At 56.9% G+C, this 25,384-nt stretch carries 23 protein-coding genes and 1 tRNA gene; 8 read left to right on the top strand and 16 right to left on the bottom strand.

Translation table 11 applies throughout. From position 1 onward, the window contains the following. Nucleotides 1–2: 2 nt before the first annotated feature. A tRNA-Sec gene (locus AC4LF3_RS04505) sits at nt 3–98 on the top strand. Nucleotides 99–231: 133 nt separating this feature from the next. Beyond that, complete coding sequence (locus tag AC4LF3_RS04510) at nt 232–435, top strand: hypothetical protein (protein ID WP_010797241.1); 204 nt, start codon at nt 232–234, stop codon at nt 433–435. Nucleotides 436–447: 12 nt separating this feature from the next. Here the strand turns inward: AC4LF3_RS04510 and AC4LF3_RS04515 are convergent, their stop codons facing one another. From AC4LF3_RS04515 to AC4LF3_RS04585, 15 genes are all read right to left on the bottom strand, one after another. Next, a complete protein-coding gene (locus tag AC4LF3_RS04515) occupies nt 448–930 on the bottom strand; it encodes a GNAT family N-acetyltransferase (RefSeq protein WP_404625546.1) in 483 nt (160 codons plus the stop codon). Continuing rightward, a complete protein-coding gene (locus AC4LF3_RS04520; protein WP_491834857.1) occupies nt 930–1,490 on the bottom strand; it encodes a DUF4136 domain-containing protein in 561 nt (186 codons plus the stop codon). Before AC4LF3_RS04520 ends, AC4LF3_RS04515 begins: the two co-directional genes overlap by 1 nt. Before the next feature lie 73 nt (nt 1,491–1,563). Beyond that, on the bottom strand, nt 1,564–2,196 hold the full coding sequence (locus AC4LF3_RS04525) for a DUF4136 domain-containing protein (protein ID WP_407362940.1): 633 nt from the start codon (nt 2,194–2,196) through the stop codon (nt 1,564–1,566). A 3-nt stretch (nt 2,197–2,199) separates the two neighbouring features. Further along, nucleotides 2,200–2,961 carry a methyltransferase domain-containing protein gene (locus tag AC4LF3_RS04530; protein WP_239381728.1) on the bottom strand — a complete coding sequence of 254 codons (762 nt, stop codon included), beginning with the start codon at nt 2,959–2,961 and terminating at the stop codon, nt 2,200–2,202. Next, nucleotides 2,958–3,263, bottom strand: coding sequence for a nucleotide pyrophosphohydrolase (locus tag AC4LF3_RS04535; RefSeq protein WP_010797246.1), 306 nt, complete (start codon nt 3,261–3,263; stop codon nt 2,958–2,960). The genes AC4LF3_RS04530 and AC4LF3_RS04535 overlap by 4 nt, the downstream gene beginning before the upstream one ends. A 94-nt stretch (nt 3,264–3,357) precedes the next feature. Further along, nucleotides 3,358–4,809, bottom strand: coding sequence for an anion permease (locus AC4LF3_RS04540; protein ID WP_491834858.1), 1,452 nt, complete (start codon nt 4,807–4,809; stop codon nt 3,358–3,360). A 214-nt stretch (nt 4,810–5,023) separates the two neighbouring features. Continuing rightward, nucleotides 5,024–6,031 carry a peptide ABC transporter ATP-binding protein gene (locus AC4LF3_RS04545; RefSeq protein ID WP_010797248.1) on the bottom strand — a complete coding sequence of 336 codons (1,008 nt, stop codon included), beginning with the start codon at nt 6,029–6,031 and terminating at the stop codon, nt 5,024–5,026. Then, nucleotides 6,018–7,061 carry an ABC transporter ATP-binding protein gene (locus tag AC4LF3_RS04550; RefSeq protein ID WP_074822701.1) on the bottom strand — a complete coding sequence of 348 codons (1,044 nt, stop codon included), beginning with the start codon at nt 7,059–7,061 and terminating at the stop codon, nt 6,018–6,020. Before AC4LF3_RS04550 ends, AC4LF3_RS04545 begins: the two co-directional genes overlap by 14 nt. An 82-nt stretch (nt 7,062–7,143) precedes the next feature. After that, nucleotides 7,144–8,061, bottom strand: coding sequence for an ABC transporter permease subunit (locus AC4LF3_RS04555; protein WP_010797250.1), 918 nt, complete (start codon nt 8,059–8,061; stop codon nt 7,144–7,146). Between the two features lie 9 nt (nt 8,062–8,070). Then, a complete protein-coding gene (locus tag AC4LF3_RS04560) occupies nt 8,071–9,081 on the bottom strand; it encodes an ABC transporter permease subunit (protein ID WP_010797251.1) in 1,011 nt (336 codons plus the stop codon). 57 nt (nt 9,082–9,138) lie between these two features. Continuing rightward, the gene (locus tag AC4LF3_RS04565) at nt 9,139–10,731 is read right to left on the bottom strand and encodes an ABC transporter substrate-binding protein (RefSeq protein ID WP_407362941.1); all 1,593 of its coding nucleotides are present in this window, start codon (nt 10,729–10,731) and stop codon (nt 9,139–9,141) included. A gap of 89 nt (nt 10,732–10,820) precedes the next feature. Continuing rightward, the gene (locus AC4LF3_RS04570) at nt 10,821–12,413 is read right to left on the bottom strand and encodes an ABC transporter substrate-binding protein (RefSeq protein WP_491834859.1); all 1,593 of its coding nucleotides are present in this window, start codon (nt 12,411–12,413) and stop codon (nt 10,821–10,823) included. Nucleotides 12,414–12,622: 209 nt separating this feature from the next. Continuing rightward, nucleotides 12,623–14,221, bottom strand: a complete 1,599-nt coding sequence (locus tag AC4LF3_RS04575; RefSeq protein WP_491834860.1) for an ABC transporter substrate-binding protein — start codon at nt 14,219–14,221, stop codon at nt 12,623–12,625. A gap of 69 nt (nt 14,222–14,290) precedes the next feature. Beyond that, nucleotides 14,291–15,892, bottom strand: a complete 1,602-nt coding sequence (locus AC4LF3_RS04580) for an ABC transporter substrate-binding protein (RefSeq protein WP_010797255.1) — start codon at nt 15,890–15,892, stop codon at nt 14,291–14,293. Between the two features lie 300 nt (nt 15,893–16,192). Further along, nucleotides 16,193–16,942 carry an SIMPL domain-containing protein gene (locus AC4LF3_RS04585; RefSeq protein WP_491834861.1) on the bottom strand — a complete coding sequence of 250 codons (750 nt, stop codon included), beginning with the start codon at nt 16,940–16,942 and terminating at the stop codon, nt 16,193–16,195. A gap of 128 nt (nt 16,943–17,070) precedes the next feature. Here AC4LF3_RS04585 and AC4LF3_RS04590 point away from each other — a divergent pair, with 128 nt between their 5' ends. From AC4LF3_RS04590 to garD, 6 genes are all read left to right on the top strand, one after another. Then, entirely contained in the window at nt 17,071–18,330 is a 1,260-nt protein-coding gene (locus tag AC4LF3_RS04590; RefSeq protein ID WP_019366861.1) for an ATP-binding protein, read from the top strand. Nucleotides 18,331–18,351: 21 nt separating this feature from the next. Continuing rightward, nucleotides 18,352–18,909 (top strand): response regulator transcription factor, encoded by a 558-nt coding sequence (locus AC4LF3_RS04595; protein ID WP_010797258.1) that lies wholly within the window; start codon nt 18,352–18,354, stop codon nt 18,907–18,909. A 145-nt stretch (nt 18,910–19,054) separates the two neighbouring features. Beyond that, complete coding sequence (locus AC4LF3_RS04600) at nt 19,055–20,797, top strand: ABC transporter ATP-binding protein/permease (protein ID WP_491834862.1); 1,743 nt, start codon at nt 19,055–19,057, stop codon at nt 20,795–20,797. Nucleotides 20,798–20,870: 73 nt separating this feature from the next. Beyond that, a complete protein-coding gene (locus tag AC4LF3_RS04605) occupies nt 20,871–21,626 on the top strand; it encodes a FadR/GntR family transcriptional regulator (protein ID WP_010797260.1) in 756 nt (251 codons plus the stop codon). A 118-nt stretch (nt 21,627–21,744) separates the two neighbouring features. Further along, nucleotides 21,745–22,656, top strand: coding sequence for a 5-dehydro-4-deoxyglucarate dehydratase (kdgD, locus tag AC4LF3_RS04610; protein WP_010797261.1), 912 nt, complete (start codon nt 21,745–21,747; stop codon nt 22,654–22,656). Nucleotides 22,657–23,204: 548 nt separating this feature from the next. Then, nucleotides 23,205–24,761, top strand: coding sequence for a galactarate dehydratase (gene garD / locus AC4LF3_RS04615; protein WP_491834863.1), 1,557 nt, complete (start codon nt 23,205–23,207; stop codon nt 24,759–24,761). 177 nt (nt 24,762–24,938) lie between these two features. Here the strand turns inward: garD and AC4LF3_RS04620 are convergent, their stop codons facing one another. Continuing rightward, the gene (locus tag AC4LF3_RS04620; protein ID WP_010797264.1) at nt 24,939–25,337 is read right to left on the bottom strand and encodes a septal ring lytic transglycosylase RlpA family protein; all 399 of its coding nucleotides are present in this window, start codon (nt 25,335–25,337) and stop codon (nt 24,939–24,941) included. Nucleotides 25,338–25,384 lie beyond the last annotated feature (47 nt).

Below are 25,384 nucleotides of genomic sequence, written 5' to 3' on the forward strand. Positions count from 1 at the left end.
ATGGAAGGCAATCGTGCCCGGTGGCGCGGCCGGGCTTCAAACCCGGTTGGGGACGGCAGCCGTTCCCGGGTGAGTTCGACTCTCACTGCCTTCCGCCATTTCTTTTAGACCGAATGTTCTGGCCTGACTTTGCTTTTCTGAATCTTATCTATACTGGATAGGACAAGGCAGCGCGTGACGCCTCCTGTTCTGCTGGCGCCAGGCTGTCAGCCTATGCAGTGGAGGTGACGTATGAAGACGAGAGCCGGCGCGGCCTTTCTTTTTCTGACCTTGTTAGCGGTGTTGCTGGGTGGGCTTGGCCTTGACCCAGCTTCCACTCCATCGACTGAAGCCTCTACAGCCGCTTCGACAGACTGTATGTATGGATATGAGCCCTACGGTTGCGCAGCGCCTATGCAGGTAGGCGGCGACTTTGCCATGCTGGCCCGCATGTAGCAGGTAACGCATTCAGAGACGTTTTCGCAGGTGTATCAGGGCTGTTCGCTGTCCGGAGGGATCGCGTCGCTCATCAATGGATACCGGCAAATAGCCCAAATGGGTATAGAGCAACAGGCCCGGCGTATTGCTGCTGAAACAGGCAGCATGCAGAAAACGCACGCCATGCTGCTGGCAGGCTTGCTGCTCCATCACTCCGATCAGGTGTTGCGCTATGCCCATGCGTCGTGCCCAGGGTGCCACCATTAAATTGCCCAAGTCGCACCGTTCGCCTGGTTGGCAGCGAAAGAAGTTTGCGAATGCAGCCAGACGATTGTTCAGCAATACAACCGTGCTGCCCTGGCGGTTGGCGTATACCTCTGCCAGTTGGTCTCTTGTTAGTGGCCACTGAGCTGTGGGATAGCTGTAAAACAGCTCTTCACGACTTTGCGGAAAGTGACACACGGCCTGCAAATCATCAAGGGTGGCCGCGCGATGTGTCAGTTTGGTATTCATCAGTGAGGTGGGTACTGCGACAGGATCTTGCCAACGGCTGTCTGGATGGTTGCAGTACGCTGCGCAGGGGTATCAGCTGTCTGGTCAGATGACACCTCGGTGCTGCCACGCCATACCAGTTTTCCGTCCCGGCCATCGAACAGGTCGATCTGCAGCGTAGTTACCTGATAGGTAAAGGTCTGGGTCTGGGTATAGCCGCCACCCCAAGGGCCCCAGTATCCCCAAGGGCCACCCCAATAAGGATCGGTGCGCATGGTTTGCCCTTGGCGCTCATCCGTGAATAGATAGGCCCGAACCCTCAGGTCTGCCTGTCCGTTCGCTGCGGCAGGGCGTAAGCCGCGCTGATCAAGCTGGCTGCTTACGGCATCCTTGATGCGCTGCTCGGTCAAGTCACTTTTCAGCCGCGGGTCTTCAGGCTTGTACGAGACGGCAGGCTGGGCCCAGGTCCAGTTTCGGTAGGCCGCATAGTCACGGGAGGGATCATAGTCCCGGTTGACGGTATTGGTTTCACACGCGGCAAGGGCAAGCGTAAACGCGATAACAAGCAAACGACGGATCATGATCATTCTCCGACCAGGGGCGCTTAAAAGAAACAATAACTACTCATGGGACCAGGCCGTATGCGCTTTATCTTCAATGCGGTGGATACTGCTCCAGCGCGCGACGAGCGGCTTCGCGGATCGCCTGGACCCGGGCGCTCTGATCATTGCCGCCCCGTTCCTCGACACTGCCACTCCATATTCTCTTGCGGCTCTGCGAATCGATCAGCTCGATGCTCAGCACCTGAACCTGATAATACCGAGGGCGAGTCTGGCTGTAGCCTGTTCCGCCATACGTGCCCCAACGATCGTAGCCATACGGATAGCCGCCGCCATAGCCGACACCACCTCCGTAGTAATCGGTATCGTATACGACACGTTGCTCCTGTCTGACCGTTGCGCTCACGTAGAGATCAGGCCGCGTACCGGTTGGCGCAGGTCGGAGCCCGCGCTGATCGAGCTGGGCGCTGATGGCCTCCTGAAGAGTGCTGGTATCCATTGATTGAGAGGAATCACCGCTGGCACGAATGCCCTCGGGTGACCAGGCCCAGCTCCGGTAGCGGCCATAGTCGACTGGGGCTGCTGGATAGCTGCTCGGGTCGATACGTGCCGGAACAGCAGGTGCTGGCGCAGCAAGCTCAGGCAGGGCGCTAGCTATATAGGGATTCTGGCTCTGACAGGCGGTCAGCCCCAGGCTGATAGCCACGCAGGCAAACAGGCGACGCATAGATCACTCCTCTAACGCGCTGGGTTGGCAGATCCAGTGCAGATAACGACCAAGCCCGGCAAATGTAGGGTGCCGCCGATGGGCCAACTCCATTTCGATCAGATCGGCTTCGTTGACCTTACCCTGAAACTCGACTGGCATGTAGTCATGAAAAACACGAACGCCACTTCGGGTCACGATCTGCCAGCGACTGCTCATGGCGCGCTCCAGCTCTCGTGGGTCTAGTGGCTGTTGAGGTGTCAGACCTTTGCCTTCGCCCGCATATTCCTGGCGCTTGAGCTTTTTGAAATGGCCTTTGAGCAGGTTCCGGTAGATCAGCGCGTCCCGGTTGTAGAACGCCAGTGAAAGCAGACCATCCGGAGCCGTGAGGCGCGAGAGGACTGGCAGAATCGTATGTGGCTCGGCCAGCCATTCCAGTACGGCGTGGCAGATGACCAAGTCAAAGCGAGTCGTGAGCTGCTCGCTCAGTTCCTGCCAGGGCGCCTCGATAAACGTTGCCTCAAGGCCAGCCTCGGCGAAGCGTTGGCGAGCACCCTCCAGCATCGGGGCTGAAGGTTCTGCCAGTGTGACGGAGTGACCCTGTTCAGCCAGCCAGAGCGCCATATGGCCCAGTCCTGCTCCAATATCCAGAACCCGCAGCGAGCGTTCAGGCAGGGCTTCCTTCAGGTCGGCCTGGAGTACCGCCAGCCGGATAGCACCTTTGGCATTGCCATAGATCTTCTCGGCAAAACGGATGGCGCGGTCATCGAAAAAGGTATCGGTCATGGCAGGAAGCGCCGCTCATTATCGGCCAGCTTGGCGCGAGTGATTGTCTCCATGTCGAGTCCGAGTTCTGCGCAGAGTTGCAGCAGATAGAGCACGACGTCTGCAATCTCCTGGCCAGCATGCTCAAGGTGATCAGCCGTTAAATGGCGGGATTCCTCTTCGGTCTTCCACTGGAAGATTTCAGCCAGCTCGGCCATCTCAACACCGGCAGCCATAACTAGGTTTTTCGGGCTGTGATAACGCCGCCACTCATTGGCATCGCGAATGGCGTGCAGGCGGGCAGTAAGTTCGGAAAGGTCCATGCAGGGCTCCTGAGGGCCGCATGGCTGGTGGATAGCTATGCGGCGCTTGTTAAGCGCCGCATTTTTTCATGGACTGACGCGAAAGCGTAGCGGCTTAGCGTGTCATCAGCAGCCAGGGCGTGCCGATCCCCAGCCATGCAGCCAGGAACAGGAAGCCAAAGATGGCACCCAGGCGCCACCACATCGGTCCAGGCAGATAACCGCTGCCGTAGTAAACCGGGCTAGGGCCGGTACCGTAGGGCGTAATGATGCCCATGATGCCGATGGTGGGCAGAAGCAGCAATACGAAGGTATGCATGTCGATGCCAGGAATACTGGCGGCGGCGGCTACCATAACCGGTAGCAGAGCCGTGGTATGCGCAGTGGCACTGGCGAAGAAGTAGTGCAGCAGGTAGAAAGCAATCGTGAGCAGGACCATCGCCACAGTAGGATCGAAGTGGCCCAGGTAGTTGGCCATCAGCATACCGAACCATTTCACAAAGCCGACCATGTTCAGGCCGTCTGCGAGAGCTACCAAGGTGGCGAACCAGGCAAAGGTGTTCCAGGCGGCTTTATTACTAAGGATATCGTTCCAGGTCACGATGCCGATAATCAGCATGAGACTGATCACGAGCATACCAACCAGCGCGGGTGAAATAACGGCAGTACCAAAGATCCACATGGCCAGCGCCAGGACGACCAGAATCAGCAGAATGACTTCGTTGCGCGTCAGGCTGCCCATCTTGTCCAGCTCCTCGGCGGCCCATTTGGGCACTACGTCACCGGACTTCAACTCGGGCGGGCACAGCCAGTAGCTCAACAGTGGCAACAGGGCGAGCAGCAGGATGCCGACCGGCGCGGTGGCCATGAACCATTCACCCCAAGTAATGCGAATGCCGGTGGAGCTTTCCACCAGGGCAACGGCGAGCAGGTTGGGGGCGATACCTGTCAGAAACAGTGTGCTCGTTACACAGGCTGAGGCAATCGCCACCCACATGAGGTAGGTGCCGATGCGACGCATGCTGGGATCGTTGGGGTGCGAGTCATACAGCGGTGGCAGGTTACGCAGAATAGGGTAGAGCGTACCGGCGCTGCGTGCGGTATTAGAGGGCGTAAAGGGGGCCAGAACGGTATCCGCCAGCATGATGGCGTAGCCCAGCGTCAGGGTACGCTTGCCCATGGTTTTAACCAGCCATAAGGCAATACGGCGGCCCAGGCCGGTCTTCTCGTAACCCAGGGCAAACATGAACGCGCCAAAGATCAGCCAGACTGTAGAGTTGGTGAAGCCGGAAACGGCCCAGGTAAAGGCCTTGTCGGCCACCTTGAAACCCGGCTGTGCCAGTTGCTCGGGCGAGAAGAGAGCCCAGGGCGCCAGGACCGCAGCAACCACCACGCCAATCAGGCCGATGACGGCACCTGGTAAGGGTTCAAAGATCAGACCGATCACACAGCCCAGAAATATTGCGAAGAAATGCCATGCGTGCGGTGCCAGCCCCTCGGGAACCGGTAAGGCTGCAATGACGATCGCCACGATCAATGGCGCCATCAACTTGGCCAGCGATTTCATTTTAACTCCCATGCTTTAAAGAGTTTGCGATCTTAGCGCCTGAATGAGACGGCTCAATCGTTTAATTAAACTAAGCGCTAATTGACTTGATTGTTTTTATTGATTAGCAGTTCAGTGAAATTGAGGCAAACGCAGGCCAACCGACAAAAATGCCGGTGGCCATTAGCGTAGGAGAGAGTAGACGCCAGACTGAAAAGTCTGGCGCTGTCCTGGATCAAAGAAAGTTTTCGGCGTAATGGCAGGCAACCTGACGGTTGTCTACATCACGAAGGGCAGGAACTTCTGTCTTGCAGCGCTCAGTTGCGTAGGGGCAACGGCGGTGGAACACGCAGCCAGGTGGCGGATCCAGTGGATTCGGCAGCTCGCCCTGGATCTTGATGCGTGGCTTGCTGGCGTCCGGTTGCAGGCTTGGCGTGGCTGAAAGCAGCATCTGAGTATAGGGATGCAAGGGCTTTTCAAAGAGTGCATCGCGAGGCCCCTTTTCTGCCGTACAGCCCAGATACATCACCATCACGTCATCGGCGATATGACGCACCACCGACAGGTTGTGTGAGATGAAGACGTATGCAGTATGAAACTCCTGCTGCAGATCCATGAACAGGTTAAGCACTTGCGCCTGGATGGAAACGTCCAGCGCCGACGTCGGCTCGTCCGCTACCAGCACCTTGGGGTTGAGCATCATGGCGCGGGCCACAGCAATCCGCTGGCGCTGACCGCCAGAGAACATGTGAGGATAGCGCTGGTAATGCTCGGGACGCAGGCCCACCTGCTGCATCATGGCCTGTACCTTGTCACGACGCTCGCTACGGGACAGGTTTGTATTGATAACCAGCGGCTCCGCCAGTTGGTCGCCGATCTTCTGCCGTGGATTGAGCGAGGCGTAAGGGTTCTGGAACACCATCTGCACATCGCGGCGCAACTGCTTGCGGACTTCTGCACTGGCACCACTGACCTCATGACCGCCAATGTTGAGCGAGCCGGAGGACGGCTCCTCGATCAGCGTCAAGGCACGGGCGAGAGTGGATTTGCCACAGCCCGACTCACCGACGACCGCCAGTGTCTTGCCGGGTACGAGGTCAAACGAGACACCATTCAGGGCGCGTACGGTTGCCTGGCCTTTGAACAGACCTCGGGAAACATGGTAGTGACGTGTCAACGCTCGGGCGGTGAGTACGCTATCCGCTGGTTTGGCAGCGTTGGTATTCAAATCAGGCGCGGCCATGGGCTTCTCCAGGTAGATGACTAGGACGCTGGGACTCCGGCAAAACTTCCGGCCACTGCGCAAGGTTCAGGTTGCGCGGGAAGAAGCAGCGGACCGAGCCGCTAACGCCCTCAAGGGTATAGGGCTCGAGGGCAGGGCGCTCCAGGCAACGTGGCTGTGCGTAAGGGCAGCGCGGCGACAGCAGGCAGCCCTTGGGTCGATCGTAACGGCCGGGAACGATACCAGGCAGCGTGGAGAGCCGTTCGCCAAGGCTATGCTCGGGGATGGCGGCCAGCAGCGCTTCCGTGTAGGGATGTTTGGGTGCCTGAAAGATATCCGGCACAACGCCGGTTTCCACGGCCTGGCCGGCGTACATCACGCAGACCCGCTGGGCCGTTTCAGCCACTACGGCAAGGTCATGGGTGATCAGGATCAGGGCCATGCCTTCATCACGCTGAAGGTTGAGCAGCAGGTCCATGATCTGCGCCTGAATGGTAACGTCCAGCGCTGTGGTTGGTTCGTCGGCAATCAGCAGCTTGGGTTCTGCCGCAATCGCCATGGCGATTGCCACGCGCTGGCTCATGCCGCCGGACAGCTGATGTGGGTAAGCGGAAAGGCGGCTCGCTGCGGCTGGAATCTCCACCCGCTCAAGCAGTTGAAGCGCCCGCTGGCGGGCCTCTCGGCCTCGCAGACCCAGGTGCTGGCGAATTACCTCTTCGATCTGATAACCCACCGTATAACTGGGGTTCAGGGCGGTCATCGGGTCCTGGAAGACCATGGACAGGTCCTTGCCGATCAGCTGACGCCGGGCACGACCCTTGAGCTTGAGCAGATCCTGGCCTGCAAAGCTCAGCCGATTGGCCGTGACCTTACCGGGCGCATCGATCAGGCCCATCACAGACATCATGGTCACGGACTTGCCGGAGCCGGATTCTCCTACAATGGCCAACACTTCGCCCTGGTCGATGGTCAGGTCGAGACCTTCGACGACCGGGATGGCATCTTCACCGCCAAAGCGGACATTCAGATTCTGGATTTCCAGGAGGCTCATGGCTGCTCCTTGATCAATAAGCAGGAATCGATCGGCAACGGGCTGCCGCATCGAGACAACGAAAGAATGATTGGCAAGCCGGTCATGACTGCACCTTCAGGCGAGGGTCGAGGGCGTCACGCAGGCCATCACCCATCAGGTTAATAGCCAGTACGCTCAAAAGAATGGTCAGGCCGGGCAGGGTAACCACCCACCAGGCGCGCTCGATATAGTCACGGGCCGATGCCAGCATGGTGCCCCACTCAGGGGTGGGCGGCTGTACGCCGAGGCCAAGGAAGCCCAGGGCCGCCGCATCCAGAATGGCCGAGGAAAAGCTCAAGGTAGCCTGAACGATCAGAGGTGCCATGCAGTTAGGCAGTACGGTAACGAACATCAGGCGCAGGCGTCCGGCACCTGCCAGTCGAGCAGCCGTTACATAGTCGCGATTCACTTCACCCATAACGGCGGCGCGGGTCAGACGTACGTAAGAGGGCAGCGAGACAATAGCAATGGCAATAACGGTGTTGGACAGGCCAGGGCCGAGAATTGCCACGATGGCTACCGCCAGCAGCAGCGATGGCAGGGCCAGCATAATGTCCATCAGGCGCATGATGAAAGGGCCGGCTCGCGTGGGTGAAAAGCCTGCAATCAGCCCGAGCAGAATGCCAGGAATGAGTGAACAGATCACCGAGGCTAAACCGATCATCAGCGACAACCGCGCGCCGTGAATCAGGCGGGACAACAGGTCGCGTCCCAGTTCATCGGTGCCCAGCAGGAACTGCGTCGTGCCGCCTTCCAGCCAGGAGGGAGGCGTCAGCAGGAATTCACGGAACTGCTCGCTGGGATCGTGGGGTGCAACCCAAGGGGCGAACAGGGCGCAGATCACGATGATAGTCATGAACAGCAGGCCGCCCAGGGCGCCCTTGTTGTGGGAAAACGCTTTCCAGAACTCCTTGTACGGAGACGGATATAAGACAACCTGATCTTCGACCTGAGCGCCTTGTGGCAAAGTACGTTCCATAGGGCCTCCTTAGCGCTGATGGCGGATACGGGGGTTGGCAAAGCCGTAGAGAATGTCCACGACAAAGTTCACCAGGATGACAAGGGTGGCGATCAGCAGGATGCCGTTCTGCACGACGGGATAGTCGCGACGGGAGATCGCATCGATCAACCATTTGCCTACACCAGGCCAGGAAAAGATCGTTTCGGTCAGCACGGCGCCAGCGAGCAGGCTGCCCACCTGCAGGCCCAGTACGGTGAGAACCGGGATCAACGCGTTACGCAGTGCGTGGATGAATACGACACGGGCTGGCGACAGGCCTTTGGCACGAGCCGTACGCACGTAATCTTCTCGTAGCACTTCCAGCATGGCGGAGCGCGTCATCCGTGCGATAACTGCCAAGGGAATCGTGCCTAGCACAATAGAGGGCAGAATCAGGTGGTGGAGGGCGTCCATGAACGCGCCTTCTTCATCGGACAACAGGCTGTCGATCAGCATAAAGCCGGTTTTGGGCTCGATGTCGTAAAGCAGATCGATCCGGCCAGACACCGGGGTCCAGCCGAGCTGTACCGAAAAGAACATGATAAGGATAAGGCCCCACCAGAAGATCGGCATGGAAAAGCCCGTCAGGGAAATGCCCATCACACCGTGGTCAAACAATGAACCGCGGCGAAGCGCTGCGATCACTCCGGCCAGAAGGCCCAGCACGGTAGCAAAGATCATGGCGCAGAGAGCCAGTTCCAGGGTGGCCGGAAAGAGGGTGGTGAACTCGTGCCACACATTGTCACGGGTAATCAGTGACTCTCCCAGGTTGCCGTGGGCAAGGTTGCTGAGATAGTCGAAATATTGCTGGTAGAGCGGCTTGTCGAGTCCGAGGCGATGCAGTGCTTCGGCATGCATCTGCGGATCGACGCGACGCTCGCCCATCATGACCTCTACCGGATCGCCAGGAATCAGGCGAATCAGGGAAAAAGTCAGTAGCGTGACACCGAAAAACGTCGGTATCAGCAAGCCCAGGCGGCGGGCAATAAAACTGAACATGGGGTTGAATACTCCTCATCGGAGGCAGGGAAGCGTGCCCTGCCTGTTTCCGTCTTTTTATTTTGCGTACGTTGTAGCGAAGTTGTTGTTGGCCAAGGGACTCAGGTGATAACCCTCGACATTGCTGCGCATGACGTTGAACAGCTTGGGATAGGCCAGGGGAATCCAGGGCGCATCGTTGTGGAAGATCACTTGAGCCTGCTTGTAGAGCTCGGCTCGCTCATTTTCATCCTGGCTGGTACGAGCCTTGTCCAACAGGGCGTTAAACTCCTTGTTGCACCAGCGTGCACTGTTTTCGCCTGACTTTGCGGCATCACATGACAAGTTAGGCGTCAGGAAATTATCCGGATCGCCGTTGTCACCTGCCCAGCCAAAGAAGAGCAGATCGTGCTCGCCTTGCTTGGCCCGGCGAATCAGCTCACCCCACTCCAGATTGCGGATGTCCAGTTGTACGCCGACCTTGGCCAGGTCGGCCTGAAGCATTTGAGCACCCAGCGCAGGGTTGGGGTTGGTCGGGCCGCCGCCTGAACGTGTAAACACGGTCAGCTTGAGGCCTTTCTCCATGCTGGCCTCTTTCAGCAGTGCCCGCGCCTTTTCAGGGTCGTAGGGCCAGTCCTGAATATCACGGTTATACCCTAGAAGGGTAGAGGGATACGGATTGACGGCAGGCACAGCGTTGCCTTCACCAAACAAGGCCTTGATGTAGGCGTTCTTGTCAAAGGCCAGATTCAGGGCCTGACGGATACGCACATCGTTCAGCGGTTTATGCTCGGTGTTCATGGCAACATAGGCAATTAGCAGTGCTTCGCCTTCAGCCAGCTTAAGGTTCGGGTCCTTGCGGATGGCTGGAATATCGTCCGGTTTAGGATAAACGCCTACCTGACATTCACCGGCTCTCACGCGCTGCAGGCGTACATTGCTGTCGAGGGTGATGGCAAGGACCAAGCCATCAGCTGGAGGTTTGCCTTCGAAATACTCGGGGTTGGCCTTGAAACGTACCTGAGCATCCTTGGTATAGCGCGAGAAAATGAACGGACCGGTACCGACCGGCTTGAAGTTGAGCTGATCAAACTGTCCGGCTTTTTCCAGTTGAGCGGCATATTCAGCCGAATAGATCGATGCAAAGCCCATCGCCATGTCCCGCAGGAAAGGTGCTTCCGGACGATTGAGCACGAAGCGGATCGTGTAGTCGTCGACCTTATCGATCGACTTGATCAGATTTTGCAGTCCCATGGCCTCAAAATAGGGGAAGCCATGCTGCGCCTTGTCGTGCCAGGTGTGCTTGGCATCGTATTGGCGCATGAAGCTCCACATCACGTCGTCGGCATTGAATTCACGTGTGGGCTTGAAGTAATCGGTTGTCTGAAACTTCACCCCTTTACGCAGGTGGAAGGTGTAGGTCATGCCGTCTTCGCTGACGTCCCAACGCTCTGCCAAACCAGGCTCGATGTCGGTAGTGCCGGGCTTGAAGTCTACGAGGCGGTCGAATAGCGTCTCAGCTGAGGCGTCAGCCGTCGTGGCTGCGGTGTACTGAGCGATGTCGAAGCCTTCAGGACTGGCTTCCGTACATACCACCAGAGGTTTGGCTTGAGCCAGGGTGGCGGCGCCAAGCAGACTCACGGCAAGCGCGATTCGTGTTAATGCATGCATAGGGATGCTCCTAGGTCTGTAACCGGTCTACGGCATAGAGCGAGCCTCGATCAGCCTGATCGGGCTCGTCTTCTTTTTGGGAAAAGCGCTTAATCCAGGCGCACAGTTGAAAAACCGTTTTTACCCAGAGGGCTCATGACAAAGCCGCTGACGTTGCTGCGTGTCACAACGTTCCTCACAGGCTGTGAGGTGGGAATCCAGGGAATTTCGTTGTGAAAGATCTCCTGGGCCTTGCGGTAGAGCTCAGCGCGCTTGTCCGGATTACTGGTACGGCGAGCCTGCTCTACCAGCGAGTCGAACTCGGCATTGCACCAGCGTGCACGGTTCTCGCCGTTTTTGGCTGCCGAGCAGGTGAGGTTGGGTGACAGGAAATTGTCCGGATCGGCATTGTCGCTGACCCAGCTCATGCTGAGGATATCGTGTTCTCCCTGCTTGCCACGACGAACGAATTCACCCCATTCATATTGACGAATATTGACCTTGATACCGACCTTGGCCATGTCTCCCTGAAACAGCTGGGCGACTCGCAAGGTATTTCCCGAGGGGCCTGACCCGGTAGAGCTCATATAGGTCAGCTCCAGCCCGTTGGGGTAGCCCGCTTCGGCCAAGAGCTGCCTGGCCTTTTCCAGGTCATACGGCCAGGGTTTGATATCGGTGTTATAGCCCAGCATGGCAGGGGGATAGGGACCCCAGACCGGCTTGGCTGCGCCTTCACCGTACAGGGCCTTGATCGTACCCTCCTGATCGGTTGCCATGGCAATGGCCTGACGGACGCGTACATCGCTGAGTGGCTTGTGCGTTACGTTCAGTGCATTGAAGCCTATGGTCAGCTCCTCGACGCTCAGCACTTTCAGATTGGGGTCTTTTCTTAACGCCGGAACGTCTGACGGCTTGGGGGTCAGTGAAATCTGGCATTCGCCTCGCTTCAGACGCTGCAGGCGCACGCTGGAGTCCAGTGTGATGGCTTGTACCAGATCGACAGCTGGCGCACCGTCCCAATAGTTGGAGTTGGCCTTGTAGCGCACCTGCGAGTCGCGGCTGTAGCGCTCGAAAACAAAAGGTCCCGTACCTACCGGTTTGAACCCCAGATCATCAGTTTTTCCGCTCTTGAGCAGCTGATCAGCATATTCAGCTGAGAGAATTGAGGTAAAACCCATGGCCAGATCAGCCAGGAAGGGCGATTCTTCATGTTGAAGAACAAAGCGCACCGTATGGTCGTCGACCTTTTCAATATGGTCGATGATCTTGCTCATCTCCATCGAGTCGGAGAAGGGGAAGCCTTTGCTGGCTAATTCGTGCCAGGGGTGCTTGGGATCGATCTGACGCTCGAAGCTCCAGATTACATCATCGGCCGTCAGCTCACGGGTAGGCTTGAAGTAGCTGGTACTATGAAATTTAACACCCTTGCGCAGGTAAAACGTGTACTGGAGACCATCCGGGCTGATATCCCACCGCTCGGCCAGTGACGGCTGAAGCTCCGTCGTGCCGGGTTTGAACTCCACCAGCCGGTTATAAAGAGGCTCATCTGCCGCATCGGCTGTATAACGCGAGGAGTGAACCGCCGGATCGAATGTCTCCGGACTGGCCTCGGTACATGCCACCAACGTTTTGGCTTGTGCCTGTACAGCCGTTGCCAACGCAACCGCCAACAGACAGGTGTTCAGCCTGAATGCAGCTTTCATCTTTCGTTAGGCTCCATGGTGAGGCGGTAACAGTCGGGTTGCGACTGTAACCGCTTGCAATCCCGTCGATGGGTATCGACGGAAGGTGTCCTTGCCGGGGTCCGCTGGCATCGCTCGGGTAAAGCGTCGCACCAGAGGAAATCCGGCAAACCGGCTGCCTGCGTGCTGATCGAGCACGTCGCCGGCGGCAATACAGGACAGCCTGCCTCTCATCGGGCAAGGCTGACGCCATAGAACGCGCTAAGCCCGAAGGGGCTGATCTTGAAGTCCTGGACTTCTTTGCGCATGGGTTGATAAACGATGGAATGGGCGATCGGTGTAATCGGTACGGCGTCCTTCAGCACGTGCTGCGCCTGCTTGTACAAGCGAATACGCTCCTCTCGATCATTGCTGATCTTGGCCTGTTTGATCAGCTTGTCATAGGCCGGATCGCACCATTTGGAGTAGTTGCTGCCATTGACGGCATCGCAGCTGTATAAAACGCCCAGCCAGTTGTCCGGATCACCATTGTCTCCGGTCCAGCCGTAGATCATTACATCATGTTCGCCCTGACGGGCACGCTTGATGTACTCGCCCCACTCATACGTGACGATGTTGGCCTTGATGCCGATCCTGGCCCAGTCCGCCTGTACCATCTGCGCAGACAGGCGGGCGTTGGGGTTGGATGCGCGAACGACCGGCATGGCCCATAGGTTGAGCTGTGTGCCTTGCTTGATACCGGCCTTCTTGAGGAGCGCCTTGGCCTTTTCCGGATCGTAGGGGGCATCCTTGATCGTGTCGTCATAGGACCACTGCGCCGGTGGCATGGGGTTGGTGGCGAGCTTTCCATTACCCTGGTAGACGGCATCGATGATGGCCTTCTTGTTGATGGCCATGTCCAATGCCTGACGGACTTCGAGCTTGTCCAGCGGCGGATGCTGAACGTTGTAGGCGAAATAGCCCAGGTTGAAACCGGGTTGTTGGAGCACCTTCAGGCTGGAGTCTTTCCTGACCTCGGCAATATCTGCCGGACGTGGATAACCACTGATCTGGCACTCACCCGCCTTGAGCTTTTGCAGGCGAGTAGCGGCGTCCGTCGTAATGGCAAAGATCAGGTTGTCGAGTTTGACGTCCTCGGGCTTCCAGTAATCCTTGTTGCCCTTGTAACGAATGACCGCATCCTTCTGGTAGCGACTGAATACAAAAGGTCCGGTACCGATCGGGTACTGGTTGATATCGGCTGCTTTGCCCTGCTTGAGCAAATGATCGGCATATTCGGCTGACTGCATGGAGGCAAAGCTCATGGCCAGGTCCGAGGCAAAGGCGGCATCGGTCTGATTCAGCGTAAAGACAACGGTGTAATCGTCTCGCTTTTCGATCTTGGCGATGTTCTTGTCCAGGCCCATGTCGCTGAAGTAGGGGAATTCACTCGGGTAGGCCTTACGGAACGGGTGCTCCTTATCGAGCATACGCTGAAACGTGAACACGACATCGTCGGCATTGAATTCACGTGTCGGCTTGAAGTAGTCGGTCGTATGAAACTTCACGCCCTTGCGCAGATGAAAGGTATAAACCTTGCCGTCTGGAGAAACCTCCCACTTTTCGGCCAGCCCCGGTGTCAGAGTGGTGCCGCCACGCTCGAATTGAACCAGGCGATTGAATACGGTCTCGGCAGACGCATCGAACTCGGTTCCGGAAGTGTACTGAGCAGGGTCGAAACCGGCCGGGCTGGCTTCGGAGCAATACACGAGATTGCTCGCCGCCTGGGCGAGCGGAGCGGCTGCAAGCAGGCTTGCAGTAAGAAAGGAGAGGGCGAAGGACGTACGCATGGATGAATTCCCGTCAGTCAAGTAAAGCGGAGCGTTCGGGGTTTTACCCTACGAACGCTCCGCCGCCAATCACTTGCTGACGCTTACGCCATAGAACTCGTTCAATCCAAAGGGACTGATCTTGAAGTCCTGGACTTCCTTGCGCATCGGCTGGAACACCGTCGAGTGCGCGATCGGCGTAATCGGAACCTGTTGTTTCAGGATCTGCTGAGCCTGCATATACAGCTTGGTCCGCTCGTCCATATCGGTGGTGCGCTTGGCGGCCTTGATCAGCTTGTCGTATTCCGGCTGGCACCAGCGAGAGTAGTTGTTACCGCCGATGGCATCGCAACCGTACAGGGTGCCCAGCCAGTTGTCCGGGTCACCATTGTCGCCGGACCAGCCGATCAGCAGGGTGTCATGTTCACCGGCCTTGGCGCGCTTGTTGTACTCGCCCCATTCATAGCTGACGATCTTGGCCTTGATGCCCACCTTGGCCCAATCCTGCTGGATCATCTCGGCCATCTGACGTGCATTCGGGTTGTAGGGACGCTGAACAGGCATGGCCCAGAGGGTGATTTCCGTTCCTTCCTTCACACCAGCCTGCTTGAGGAGCGCCTTGGCTTTTTCCGGGTCGAAGGGTGCATCCTTGAGGCTGTTGTCATAGGACCACTGGGTCGGCGGCATACCGTTGACCGCCATCTGGCCAGCGCCCTGGTAGATCGCGTCGATGATGGCCTTCTTGTTGATAGCCATGTCCAGCGCTTGGCGGACTTCGAGCTTGTCCAGTGGCGGATGCTGAACGTTGTACGCCAGATAACCATCGTTGAAGCCGGGCTGTGAAGGCACCTTCAGGTTGGGATCGTTCTTGAGCCCTTCCAGGTCGGCCGGGCGTGGGTAAACGGTAATCTGGCATTCGCCGGCCTTGAGCTTTTGCATGCGGACCGAGGCGTCGGAACTGATCGAGAAGATCAGGTTGTCCACCTTGGCACCTTCTTCCGGATCCCAATAATCCTTGTTGGCCTTGAAACGAATGACCGCATCTTTCTGGTAGCGGCTGAAGACGAATGGGCCTGTTCCGACAGGCTTCTGGTTGATATCACTGGGCCGACCGGACTTGAGGAGCTGGTTGGCGTACTCCGAAGACTGGATCACAGCGAATGGCATGGCCAGGTTCTGAATGAACGCCGCGTCGACCTCTTTCAGGGTCATGCGTACCGTGTAGTCGTCCACCTTTTCAAGTTTGGTGATGTTTTCATCGAGGCCCATGTCAGTGAAATAGGGGAACTCGGTGGGGTAGGCCTTACGGAACGCACTGTTCTTGTCCAGCATGCGCTCGAAAGTGAATACCACATCGTCTGCGTTGAATTCGCGGGTCGGCTTGAAGTATTCCGTAGTATGGAATTTCACGCCCTTGCGCAAATGAAAGGTGTAGGTCCTGCCGTCTTCGCTGACATCCCAGCTGCTTGCAAGCCCGGGCTGCACTTTGGTGCCGCCGCGTTCGAACTCGCTCAAGCCATTGAACATGGTTTCAGCAGAGGCATCGAAGTCCGTTCCGGTGGTGTACTGCGCAGGGTCGAAGCCTGCCGGGCTGCCCTCAGAGCAGAAAACCAAGTTACTGGCTGCCTGAGCAAATGGGGTTCCGGCCAATAAACCAGCCGCAATGAGAGATGAAAGTAACTTCTTATGCATGCAGACCTCGGTTGGCTGATGTCGACTCAGACGATGGATACGTCTGGGTCATACAGAAACAGTTGAGACTTTTTGGGTCATTGGGCGGACGCTATGCAGGAGATATGCCTGTAATAGGATGACTGACGAGTCATTGGCAGGTTGTGGAGTAACGCTGAATGTTTGTGTCGCAAAAATATAAAAACAGGCGTGCTAGAGCGGAAAAATGAAACTGTTCCTACGGTAACAGCACCAAATTGTGTTACCGCAGGTGTGTTTTGCACCAAATTGGAGCGATGCAAGCGAGGTCTTTGCTTTAATTTAGGGCGTCTGCACTTCAATGACACCATCGGCCGTGATAGACACTGCGCTAGTACCTGCTTCGATATCCTGGCTGGGTGCGCTTTCAGCGTAAGCCATGGTCTTCATTCTCATCATGGGCATAGGGCCGGTAGCGTTGTTGGTTATCAGGTTGAGATTCACAAGCTTGTAACCGGAACCGCCCAGGGCATCGGTTGCTAGTTGAGCACGTGTCTTGAAGGCGTTGACGGCCTCCTTGAGCAGGGCATCTTCACTTTTCTTGCGCGTCTCGTCAGCAACAGTAAAGGTCATGCCGCCCATTTTGAGGGTACCCAACAGGTCGGCTGTCAGGCGGGAAAGGCTGGCAAAGTCACTGCTCTGCAAGTGAAGCTCACCACGCTCGCGCCAGGCGGTAATGGTCTGGCGTTTATCGTCATACAGCGGAAAACTGTTGCGCCCTCCCTGACTGATCTCGACGCCATTGACCTTGCGCGCAGCCTCGACCCCTTCGTTGAGCGCCTTGGTGATGTCCGCCGCCAGTTTGGCAGGGTCATTACCTTGCTGTTCGGTATAAAGCGTTACCTGCATGCGGTCTCGCGGAACATCCTGGCTGACTTCGGCGCGCAGGCTGATCTGGTTGTAACGAGGCTCCTCGGCCTGCGCTGCATGGGAAACACTGATCAGTGCACCCGCTGCCATGATCGACGCCATCCCTCTGGACAAATGTTTAGTCAAGGCAGGTGAGGTGGCGAGACGGGAAAAGACAGGCATCATGGACTCCTTTCGTTCATTAACAGTGACTTCCGTTCTATCCTATGGGTTTGTGCGGCGCTATGTCGCGCCTTGCGGACAGAAATGGGCCAGAGCCACCGTTATACTCGCCGCCCCTGGATAAATACATGTTTGAATCTCCTGTGCAGTGGTTATCCGCTAGTCGTCAAAACCTGGGTCGTCTTGTTCTCATTCGCGTACTGGTGCTGGCTGCCCAAGCCGGTTCGGTAGGGGCTGCCTGGCTCTCCGATATCGTCGAGCTACCATGGCTGGCTATCAGCGCCACATTAGGTCTGTCCGCGCTACTCTGTGGCATCACTGCGCTGCGCCTGAGTCGAGACTGGCCTGTAACCGAGCAGGAGTATGCGGCGCATCTTGCCTTCGACCTGCTTATCCACAGCGTGCTGCTCTACTATGCCGGAGGGGCAACCAATCCCTTCGTGTCCTACTACCTGGTGCCGCTGACCATTGCGGCGGCTACCCTGCCTTGGCTCTACACGTTGCTGCTGGCGGGCCTTGCCTTGGTCAGCTTCACGTTCATGCTGATCTGGTTCCGGCCACTGCAACTTCTGATCAACCCAGGTGGCGAGATTCTGAGTTACGGCATGTGGCTGAGCTTTGCGCTATCGGCCTCATTGATTACCTTTTTCGTCGCCAAGATGGCTGAAGCGCTCCGCCACCAAGAACTGCTGCAGGCCCAGCGCCGTGAGCAGGGGATGCGCGATCAGCAACTACTGGCGGTGGCCACGCAGGCCGCTGGCGCTGCCCATGAGCTGGGTACGCCATTGTCGACCATGAGCGTACTGCTCAAGGAGCTGCGCCAGGAGTACACCGATAAGGCTGAGCTACAGGAAGACCTGTCGCTTCTGCAAGATCAGGTTCAGCTCTGTAAGGAAACCCTGCAGCAGCTGGTGCGCGCCGCTGAAGCGGATCGCCGTCAGACTATTCATGAGCAAACGGCACTGGAGTGGCTGGAAGCCGTACTGAGTCGCTGGCATCTGATGCGGCCCGAGGTCAGTTACCGCTTTGAATGTCCAAGCGTAGGCGCAGCGCCTCGTTTGATTCCACCCACGGATCTGACTCAGGCGCTTCTTAACCTGCTGAACAATGCTGCTGATGCCTGTCCGGATAATCTGCTGGTAACCCTGTCGTGGAATGCCGCGGAAATATGCCTGTCCATCAGAGATCGTGGCCCGGGTGTACCGCTGGCCATTGCCGAGCAGATCGGTAAACCGTTCTTTACGACCAAGGGTAAAGGCTTTGGTCTAGGGTTATTCTTGAGTCAGGCGAGTGTGACCCGTGTCGGTGGTACAGTGAAGCTGTATAACCATGAAGAAGGCGGCACGCTGACCGAGCTGCGTCTGCCACGTCAGTATCCATTGGTCTGAACTGCTGTCGCGAGGATTACAATGAGCGAAAACATTCAACATGACGATGAGCAGCCCCATCTGCTGCTGGTCGACGACGATGCCACCTTTACCCGCGTCCTGGCACGGGCCATGGATCGTCGCGGGCTGCGCGTATCGGTCGCGGGCTCGGCAGAGGAGGGCTACGAGCTGGCCAAGCAGGATCTGCCCGATTACGCCGTGCTGGACCTGAAAATGGAAGGCGATTCCGGCCTTGTCCTGTTGCCCAAGCTGCTTGAGCTGCATCCCGACATGCGCGTCGTGATTCTTACCGGTTATTCCAGTATTGCCACGGCGGTCGAAGCGATCAAGCGTGGTGCTACGAATTATCTGTGCAAGCCTGCCGACGCAGATGATGTGTTGACCGCGCTACTTTCCCAGCATGCCGATGTGGACAGTCTGGTGCCGGAAAACCCGATGTCGGTTGATCGGTTGCAGTGGGAGCATATCCAGCGAGTATTGAATGAGCACGACGGCAATATTTCGGCAACGGCACGTGCACTTGGAATGCACCGTCGTACCTTGCAGCGCAAGTTGCAGAAGCGTCCGGTTCGTCGCTGATCAGCTGATCCCCTTCCGGCTGGAAGGGGATTGATAAAAAATGGACAGAAATCTTTTGTTACGTTTGGGGTGACAGAAACTATTCAGCTTGGCTGCCCTATGATGGCCTTTGGTTACGTTATTACGTGCTTGCCGAGCTGGAGCGATGAGAGAGAAAGATACTCCCGTACCGCCTGTGTATGGTTCGACCAAGGGCCATTTCCTGTCCCGCGTTTGGGCATTGACGATACCCTATTGGCGCAGTGAAGAAAGAAAGAAAGCCTGGCTGTTGCTGGTTGCTGTGATAGCTCTTTCGCTGGCGGGTGTTGGTTTGTCAGTGGTATTCAATACCTGGAACCGGTACTTCTACGATGCCCTGCAAAATCATGATCTAAAGTCCTTTACGCGTCTTATTTTGTATTTTTGCGGCTTGGCGGCCCTGTTCATTCTGCTGGCCGTATACCGGCTTTACCTGACCCAGATGCTTACCATCCGGTGGCGACGCTGGCTGACCGAGCAGCATTTCTCGCTATGGCTTAGGCACCGCAACTATTACCACTTGGAGCAGAAGGGGGGCGCGGACAACCCGGACCAGCGTATTGCCGAAGATCTAAACAGCTTTACGGACATGACGCTCTCCCTGGGGTTGGGATTCATCCGCACCATCGTCAGCCTGATTTCCTTTTCTGTCATCCTGATCACTATGTCGGGCAGTATCGAGCTGTTTGGCATCACCATTCCTCATTACATGTTCTGGGCTGCAGTACTGTATGCCGCCATCGGCACCGTTCTGACGCATTACATTGGTCGACGGTTGATTGGCCTTAGCAATCAGCAGCAGCGCTATGAGGCGGATCTGCGTTTTGGGTTGATCCGTGTCCGGGAGAATGCCGAGAGCATTGCACTCTATAACGGGGAGCAGAACGAGCAGCAACGGCTCCAGGAACGATTCGGGCACGTCTGGGGCAACTTTTGGATGCTGATGCGCTATCAGAAGCGTCTGACCTTCTTTACCTCTGGCTACTCCCAGATTGCCGTCATCATTGGCGCCGTGCTTTCGGCACCGCGCTATTTCAGTGGCAGGATCCAGCTTGGTGACATGATGCAGATCAGCGACTCGTTCAGTAATGTTCAAGGCAGCTTGAGCTGGTTCATTGACGCATACCTGCAACTGGCGAACTGGCGTGCTGTAACTGATCGTATCCTGAGTTTTCGCGACACCATGCACAGGCTTGAGGCTCAGGCTTCCGCCATTACGCTGGAGCGCGGCGAGGATGCATTGGTATTCGACAGGCTCCAGGTTTCGCTGGCCAACCAGACGCACTCACTGATCGACCCTATCAGCGGCCGCATTGAGTCAGGCGAGCATGTGCTTATCAGCGGTCCCTCAGGGGGTGGCAAAAGCACCCTGCTACGGGTTATCGCAGGGCTGTGGCCCTATGGTAGCGGGACAGTAAGTCTCCCGATTGGTCGATGCCTGTTTCTGCCGCAACGACCTTACCTGCCTATTGGAACATTAAGGGCTGCGTTGAATTATCCTGGGGAAGTTCAGCATGCGCCAGAGTGCCTCGAGAGCGTGCTAAGGCAATGCCGTCTGGCGCATCTGGTTTCTGTCATGGACGAGGCTAACCATTGGGAACGGCGCCTCTCTCCTGGAGAGCAACAGCGCCTGGCCATTGCTCGGGCTATCCTGTACCAACCGCACTGGCTGTTTCTGGATGAAGCGACTTCTGCCCTGGATGAGCGTGATCAAACCGCCATGTACACCTTGTTACGAGAGCACTTACCCGATACGACACTGGTGAGTGTAGGGCATCGAAGCAGTCTGCAACGCTTCCATCAGCGGATCTTGCGCCTGGAGGAGGGCATCCTCAAGGACGTTACTGTCTATGAAAGTGCCCAACTTTAGATTAATAGGGTCATCCTACAACGCGGTTACGCTATTATGGTTCATATTTCCAAGACGCCCTGAATGAACCCTTATGCAAAACAGTAACGTGACTCCTCGCCCACGTAAAAAGTCTCGCAGTCTGGCCGAAAACGTTGTCGAGGTCATGAAGGCTCGTATTCGTGACGGCGACCTGAAACCCGGCGACAAGCTGCCGACCGAGTCGGCCATCATGCAGGAGCAGGGCGTCAGCCGAACGGTGGTCCGTGAGGCGATCTCGCGCCTGCAGGCTGCAGGGCATGTCGAAACGCGCCACGGGATCGGTACGTTTGTGCTGGAGCGGCCTGCCGAGGGGCCACTGTTCATCGATCCGGCTACCATCACAACCTTGCGTGATGTGTTGGCAATGCTTGAGTTGCGAATCAGTCTGGAGGTTGAAGCTGCCGGTCTGGCGGCGCAGCGCCGAAATGACGAGCAGCTTCAGGAGATGCGTCGTCTGCTGGATCAAATGAAAGCTCGCACCGAGCAGCCTGCCGAGGCTGTCAGTTTCGATCTGCAGTTTCATTTGCAAATTGCCATGTCCACGGGCAATCGCTATTTCAGCGACATCATGACCTACCTCAGTAGCGTTCTGATCCCCCGCACCCGTCTCAACTCAGCTTACCTGGCTCACGATGATCAGCAGCGCTATCAGCTGCGCCTGGATGGCGAGCATGAAGACATCTACAACGCTATCGCTCGGCAGGACACTGATGCGGCACGTGCAGCGATGCGCCTGCATCTAACCAACAGTCGCGAGCGACTACGTCGAGCCAATGAAGAGGTAGGAACAGGCCAGAATTCACGCTGATTAAAAAATCTGCGTAAGGGGAGTTGTACCCTGGAATCTATAGTTGTACGATGACTGACAACGGGCGATAGCCTGTCTCATCAACTTCTGTATGCCGTCAGGCCAGGGTGCAACAAAAATGACTCCACAAGAACTCAAGCACACCCTTTCATCCGGATTGCTGTCCTTTCCGGTAACCGATTTCGATGCGCAGGGCGACTTCCGCCGCGATACCTACATCAAGCGCCTGGAATGGCTGGCACCCTATGGTGCCAGCGCTCTGTTTGCGGCTGGTGGCACCGGTGAGTTCTTCTCGCTGGACCAGAAGGAATACTCCGACATCATCAAAACGGCCGTGGACACCTGCAAGGGCATGGTTCCGATTCTGGCCGGTGCCGGTGGCCCGACCCGCGTGGCGATCCAGCAGGCTCAGGAAGCCGAGCGCCTGGGCGCCCAGGGCATCCTGCTGCTGCCGCACTACCTGACCGAAGCCAGCCCCGAAGGCGTAGCCGCGCACGTCGAGGCGGTGTGCAAGTCCGTCAAGTTTGGCGTGGTGGTGTACAACCGTAACGTCTGCCGCCTGAAGCCTGACCAGCTGGAAATGCTGGCCGAGCGCTGCCCCAACCTGATCGGCTTCAAGGACGGCATGGGCGATATCGAGTTGATGGTCTCCATCCGCCGTCGCCTGGGTGATCGCTTTACCTACCTGGGCGGTCTGCCGACCGCTGAAGTCTATGCCGCGGCCTACAAGGCGCTGGGTGTACCGGTGTATTCCTCGGCGGTGTTCAACTTTGTTCCCAAGACGGCCATGGACTTCTACAAGGCCATTGCAGCAGATGACCACGAGACCGTGGGCAAGCTGATCGATGACTTCTTCCTGCCGTACCTGGACATCCGTAACCGCTGCGCAGGCTATGCAGTGAGCATCGTCAAGGCCGGTGCGAAGATCGCAGGTTATGATGCCGGTCCGGTGCGTGCACCGCTGACCGACCTCAAGCCTGACGAGTACGAGCGTCTGGCTGCGCTGATGGACAAACTCGGTCCGCAGTAAGTGTGTAAATGGCTGACTGGTTTTAGTAGACCAGTCAGCCATTTTTGTTTTATTGTGTTCTGAAATGATTGCGCTATCATTTGGTTGTGTAAGCAAAGGCGATGTTCTCGCCTCGCTATAAAAGACTACCCGCGACAAGAATAACGAGTGGGGGCAGAGTGAATATCAACCGAGTCAGTGTGACATCGCTTGCCTTATCAGGCACTTCATTGCTCGGTGCTCTTGGCATTCGCAGACCCCGTATTCTGCGCGCGATCAGCTTTTCTGAACGCTTATCTTTAGTCATCCCGCTTGCCATGGTCGGCTCCCTTATCGGAACGCTGAGGGTTGCCAGAACCTGTCATTTGTCCAGTGGCGGATCGATCAGGTGCTCTTTATTGCAACCAGTGGCGAAGCGTGGAGAGGCGTCCGCGTGTGTATCGGTGACTCACCGCGCAGGTATGGAGATGGATGAGTTGACCGTCGGTTTACGTTGAATAACAGAACGCGGGCAGAGCATCGCTCTGTTCGCATGCCTTAGCCTGAGTGAGTATAAGAAGGAGTGAGTCATGCAGTTGATTGAACACCAGGACTCGCCTCGTTACATCCGACTTCATGCTGACGATAACGTCGCAATCGTTATAAACGAGCAAGGTGTTGCAGCCGGTGGCCAGTTTCCAGACGGTCTCGTGACCATCGAGGCCGTTCCGCAAAGTCACAAGGTAACGCTGGTTGATATCCCCGAAGGCGGCGCTGTTCTGCGCTATGGCACAGTGATCGGATATGCCCTGAAACCCATTCTACGGGGCTCCTGGGTGAAAGAGGAGTTGCTTAGCCTGCCTTCGCCGCCCCCGCTGGACAACCTGCCGCTGGCAACTGATGTACCGCCTACCCAGCCTCCGCTGGAAGGTTTTACCTTTGAGGGTTTCAGAAACCCGGACGGTAGCGTCGGGACGCGCAATATCCTGGGTGTGACCACCACGGTTCAATGTGTGACCGGTGTGCTTGATCATTGCATCGAGCGTGCCCGTAAGGAACTGCTGCCTAAATATCCGTATGTGGATGACGTCATCGCATTGACTCACAGCTATGGTTGCGGTGTAGCGATCAACGCCCCCGATGCTGTCGTACCCATTCGTACGCTGCGTAACATCAGTCGTAATCCCAACCTCGGTGGCCAGGCGCTGGTGATCAGCCTGGGATGTGAAAAGCTTCAGGCCAGCCAGATCATGCCGGACGATGAATTGCCCTCTGGTATCGATGAAGAGGAATGGCTGTTCCGCCTCCAGGACTCCAATACCGGTTTCAGCGGTATGGTCGAGCAGATTCTTGGCATGATTGAGGATCGCCTGAAGGTGCTGAACGAGCGCCGTCGTGAGCCATGTCCGGCTTCCGATCTGGTGGTCGGTATGCAGTGCGGCGGCAGTGACGCCTTTTCCGGGGTAACAGCCAATCCGGCATTAGGTGTTGCGGCTGACCTGTTGGTGCGCGCAGGGGCTACCGTGATGTTCTCGGAAAACACCGAGGTGCGCGACGGTATCCATCTGCTGACCTCGCGGGCGGCTACACCTGAAGTCGCCAAGGCCTTGGTTCGTGAAATGGATTGGTACGACCGCTATCTGGATCGCGGCATGGCGGATCGCAGTGCAAATACGACGCCCGGTAACAAGAAGGGTGGCCTGAACAACATTGTGGAAAAGGCCATGGGCTCGATTGCCAAGTCGGGTTCCAGTGCCATTGCAGGCGTCGTATCACCCGGCGAGCGTGTCAAGGGTAAAGGCCTGTATTACTGCGCAACACCTGCCAGTGACTTTATCTGCGGTACGCTTCAACTGGCTGCCGGTATGAACCTGCACATTTTTACTACAGGTCGCGGAACGCCTTATGGTCTGGCCATGGTGCCTGTCATCAAGGTAGCAACACGCACCCAGCTGGCCGAGCGCTGGCCGGATCTGATCGACGTAGACGCCGGTCGGGTGACATCGGGCCGAATGACACTGGAAGAATTGGGTTGGGAGATTTTCCATCTCTACTTGGATGTTGCCAGTGGCCGCAAAAAGACATGGGCTGAACACCACAAGCTGCATAACGATCTGACACTGTTCAATCCGGCTCCAGTGACCTGATGGCTAAGTGAAGTACAAAACAGCGGAGCTTGGTGCTCCGCTGTTTTTTGCCTATCAGGATAAGCGCCTGGTTCGGGACAGCGAATTGAAAGGGCGTCCCTCATGCCAGGACGCTAGCTAGGTATAAGGCAAGCTGACCTCTCTGCTCCAACGCATGACTAGCCCCGTCTAGTCAAATCAGTCCAAGGCCCTGATCTGGACTTTCGCAACGCCATCAGAAATCAAGCCGATTGAACTGGCCGCATTGCGTGACAGATCAATAATCCGTCCACGTACGTGAGGGCCACGGTCATTGATGCGTACGACTGCACGCTTTCCGTTGCTCAGGTTGGTCACCTCGACTCGCGTGCCGAAGGGCAGCGTACGATGAGCGGCTGTCATCTCCGAAGGATTGTAGCGTTCTCCGCTGGCAGTGCGGCGTCCGGCATGGCGTTTGGCGTAGTAAGAAGCGAGGCCGGAGTCCTGGTAACCATGAACAGCAGCAGGTGACATGGGTGAAGAATAAGGCTCTCGGTTGGCACACCCGGCAAACAGTATGGTGAGCGATAGAAGAGCAATGCGTAGGCTCCATGACATATCGAAAGCTTCCTGGCGATTTGATATCAGATTGGCTATATGACTCT

Source organism: Pseudomonas sp. C2.3V, assembly GCF_058536325.1.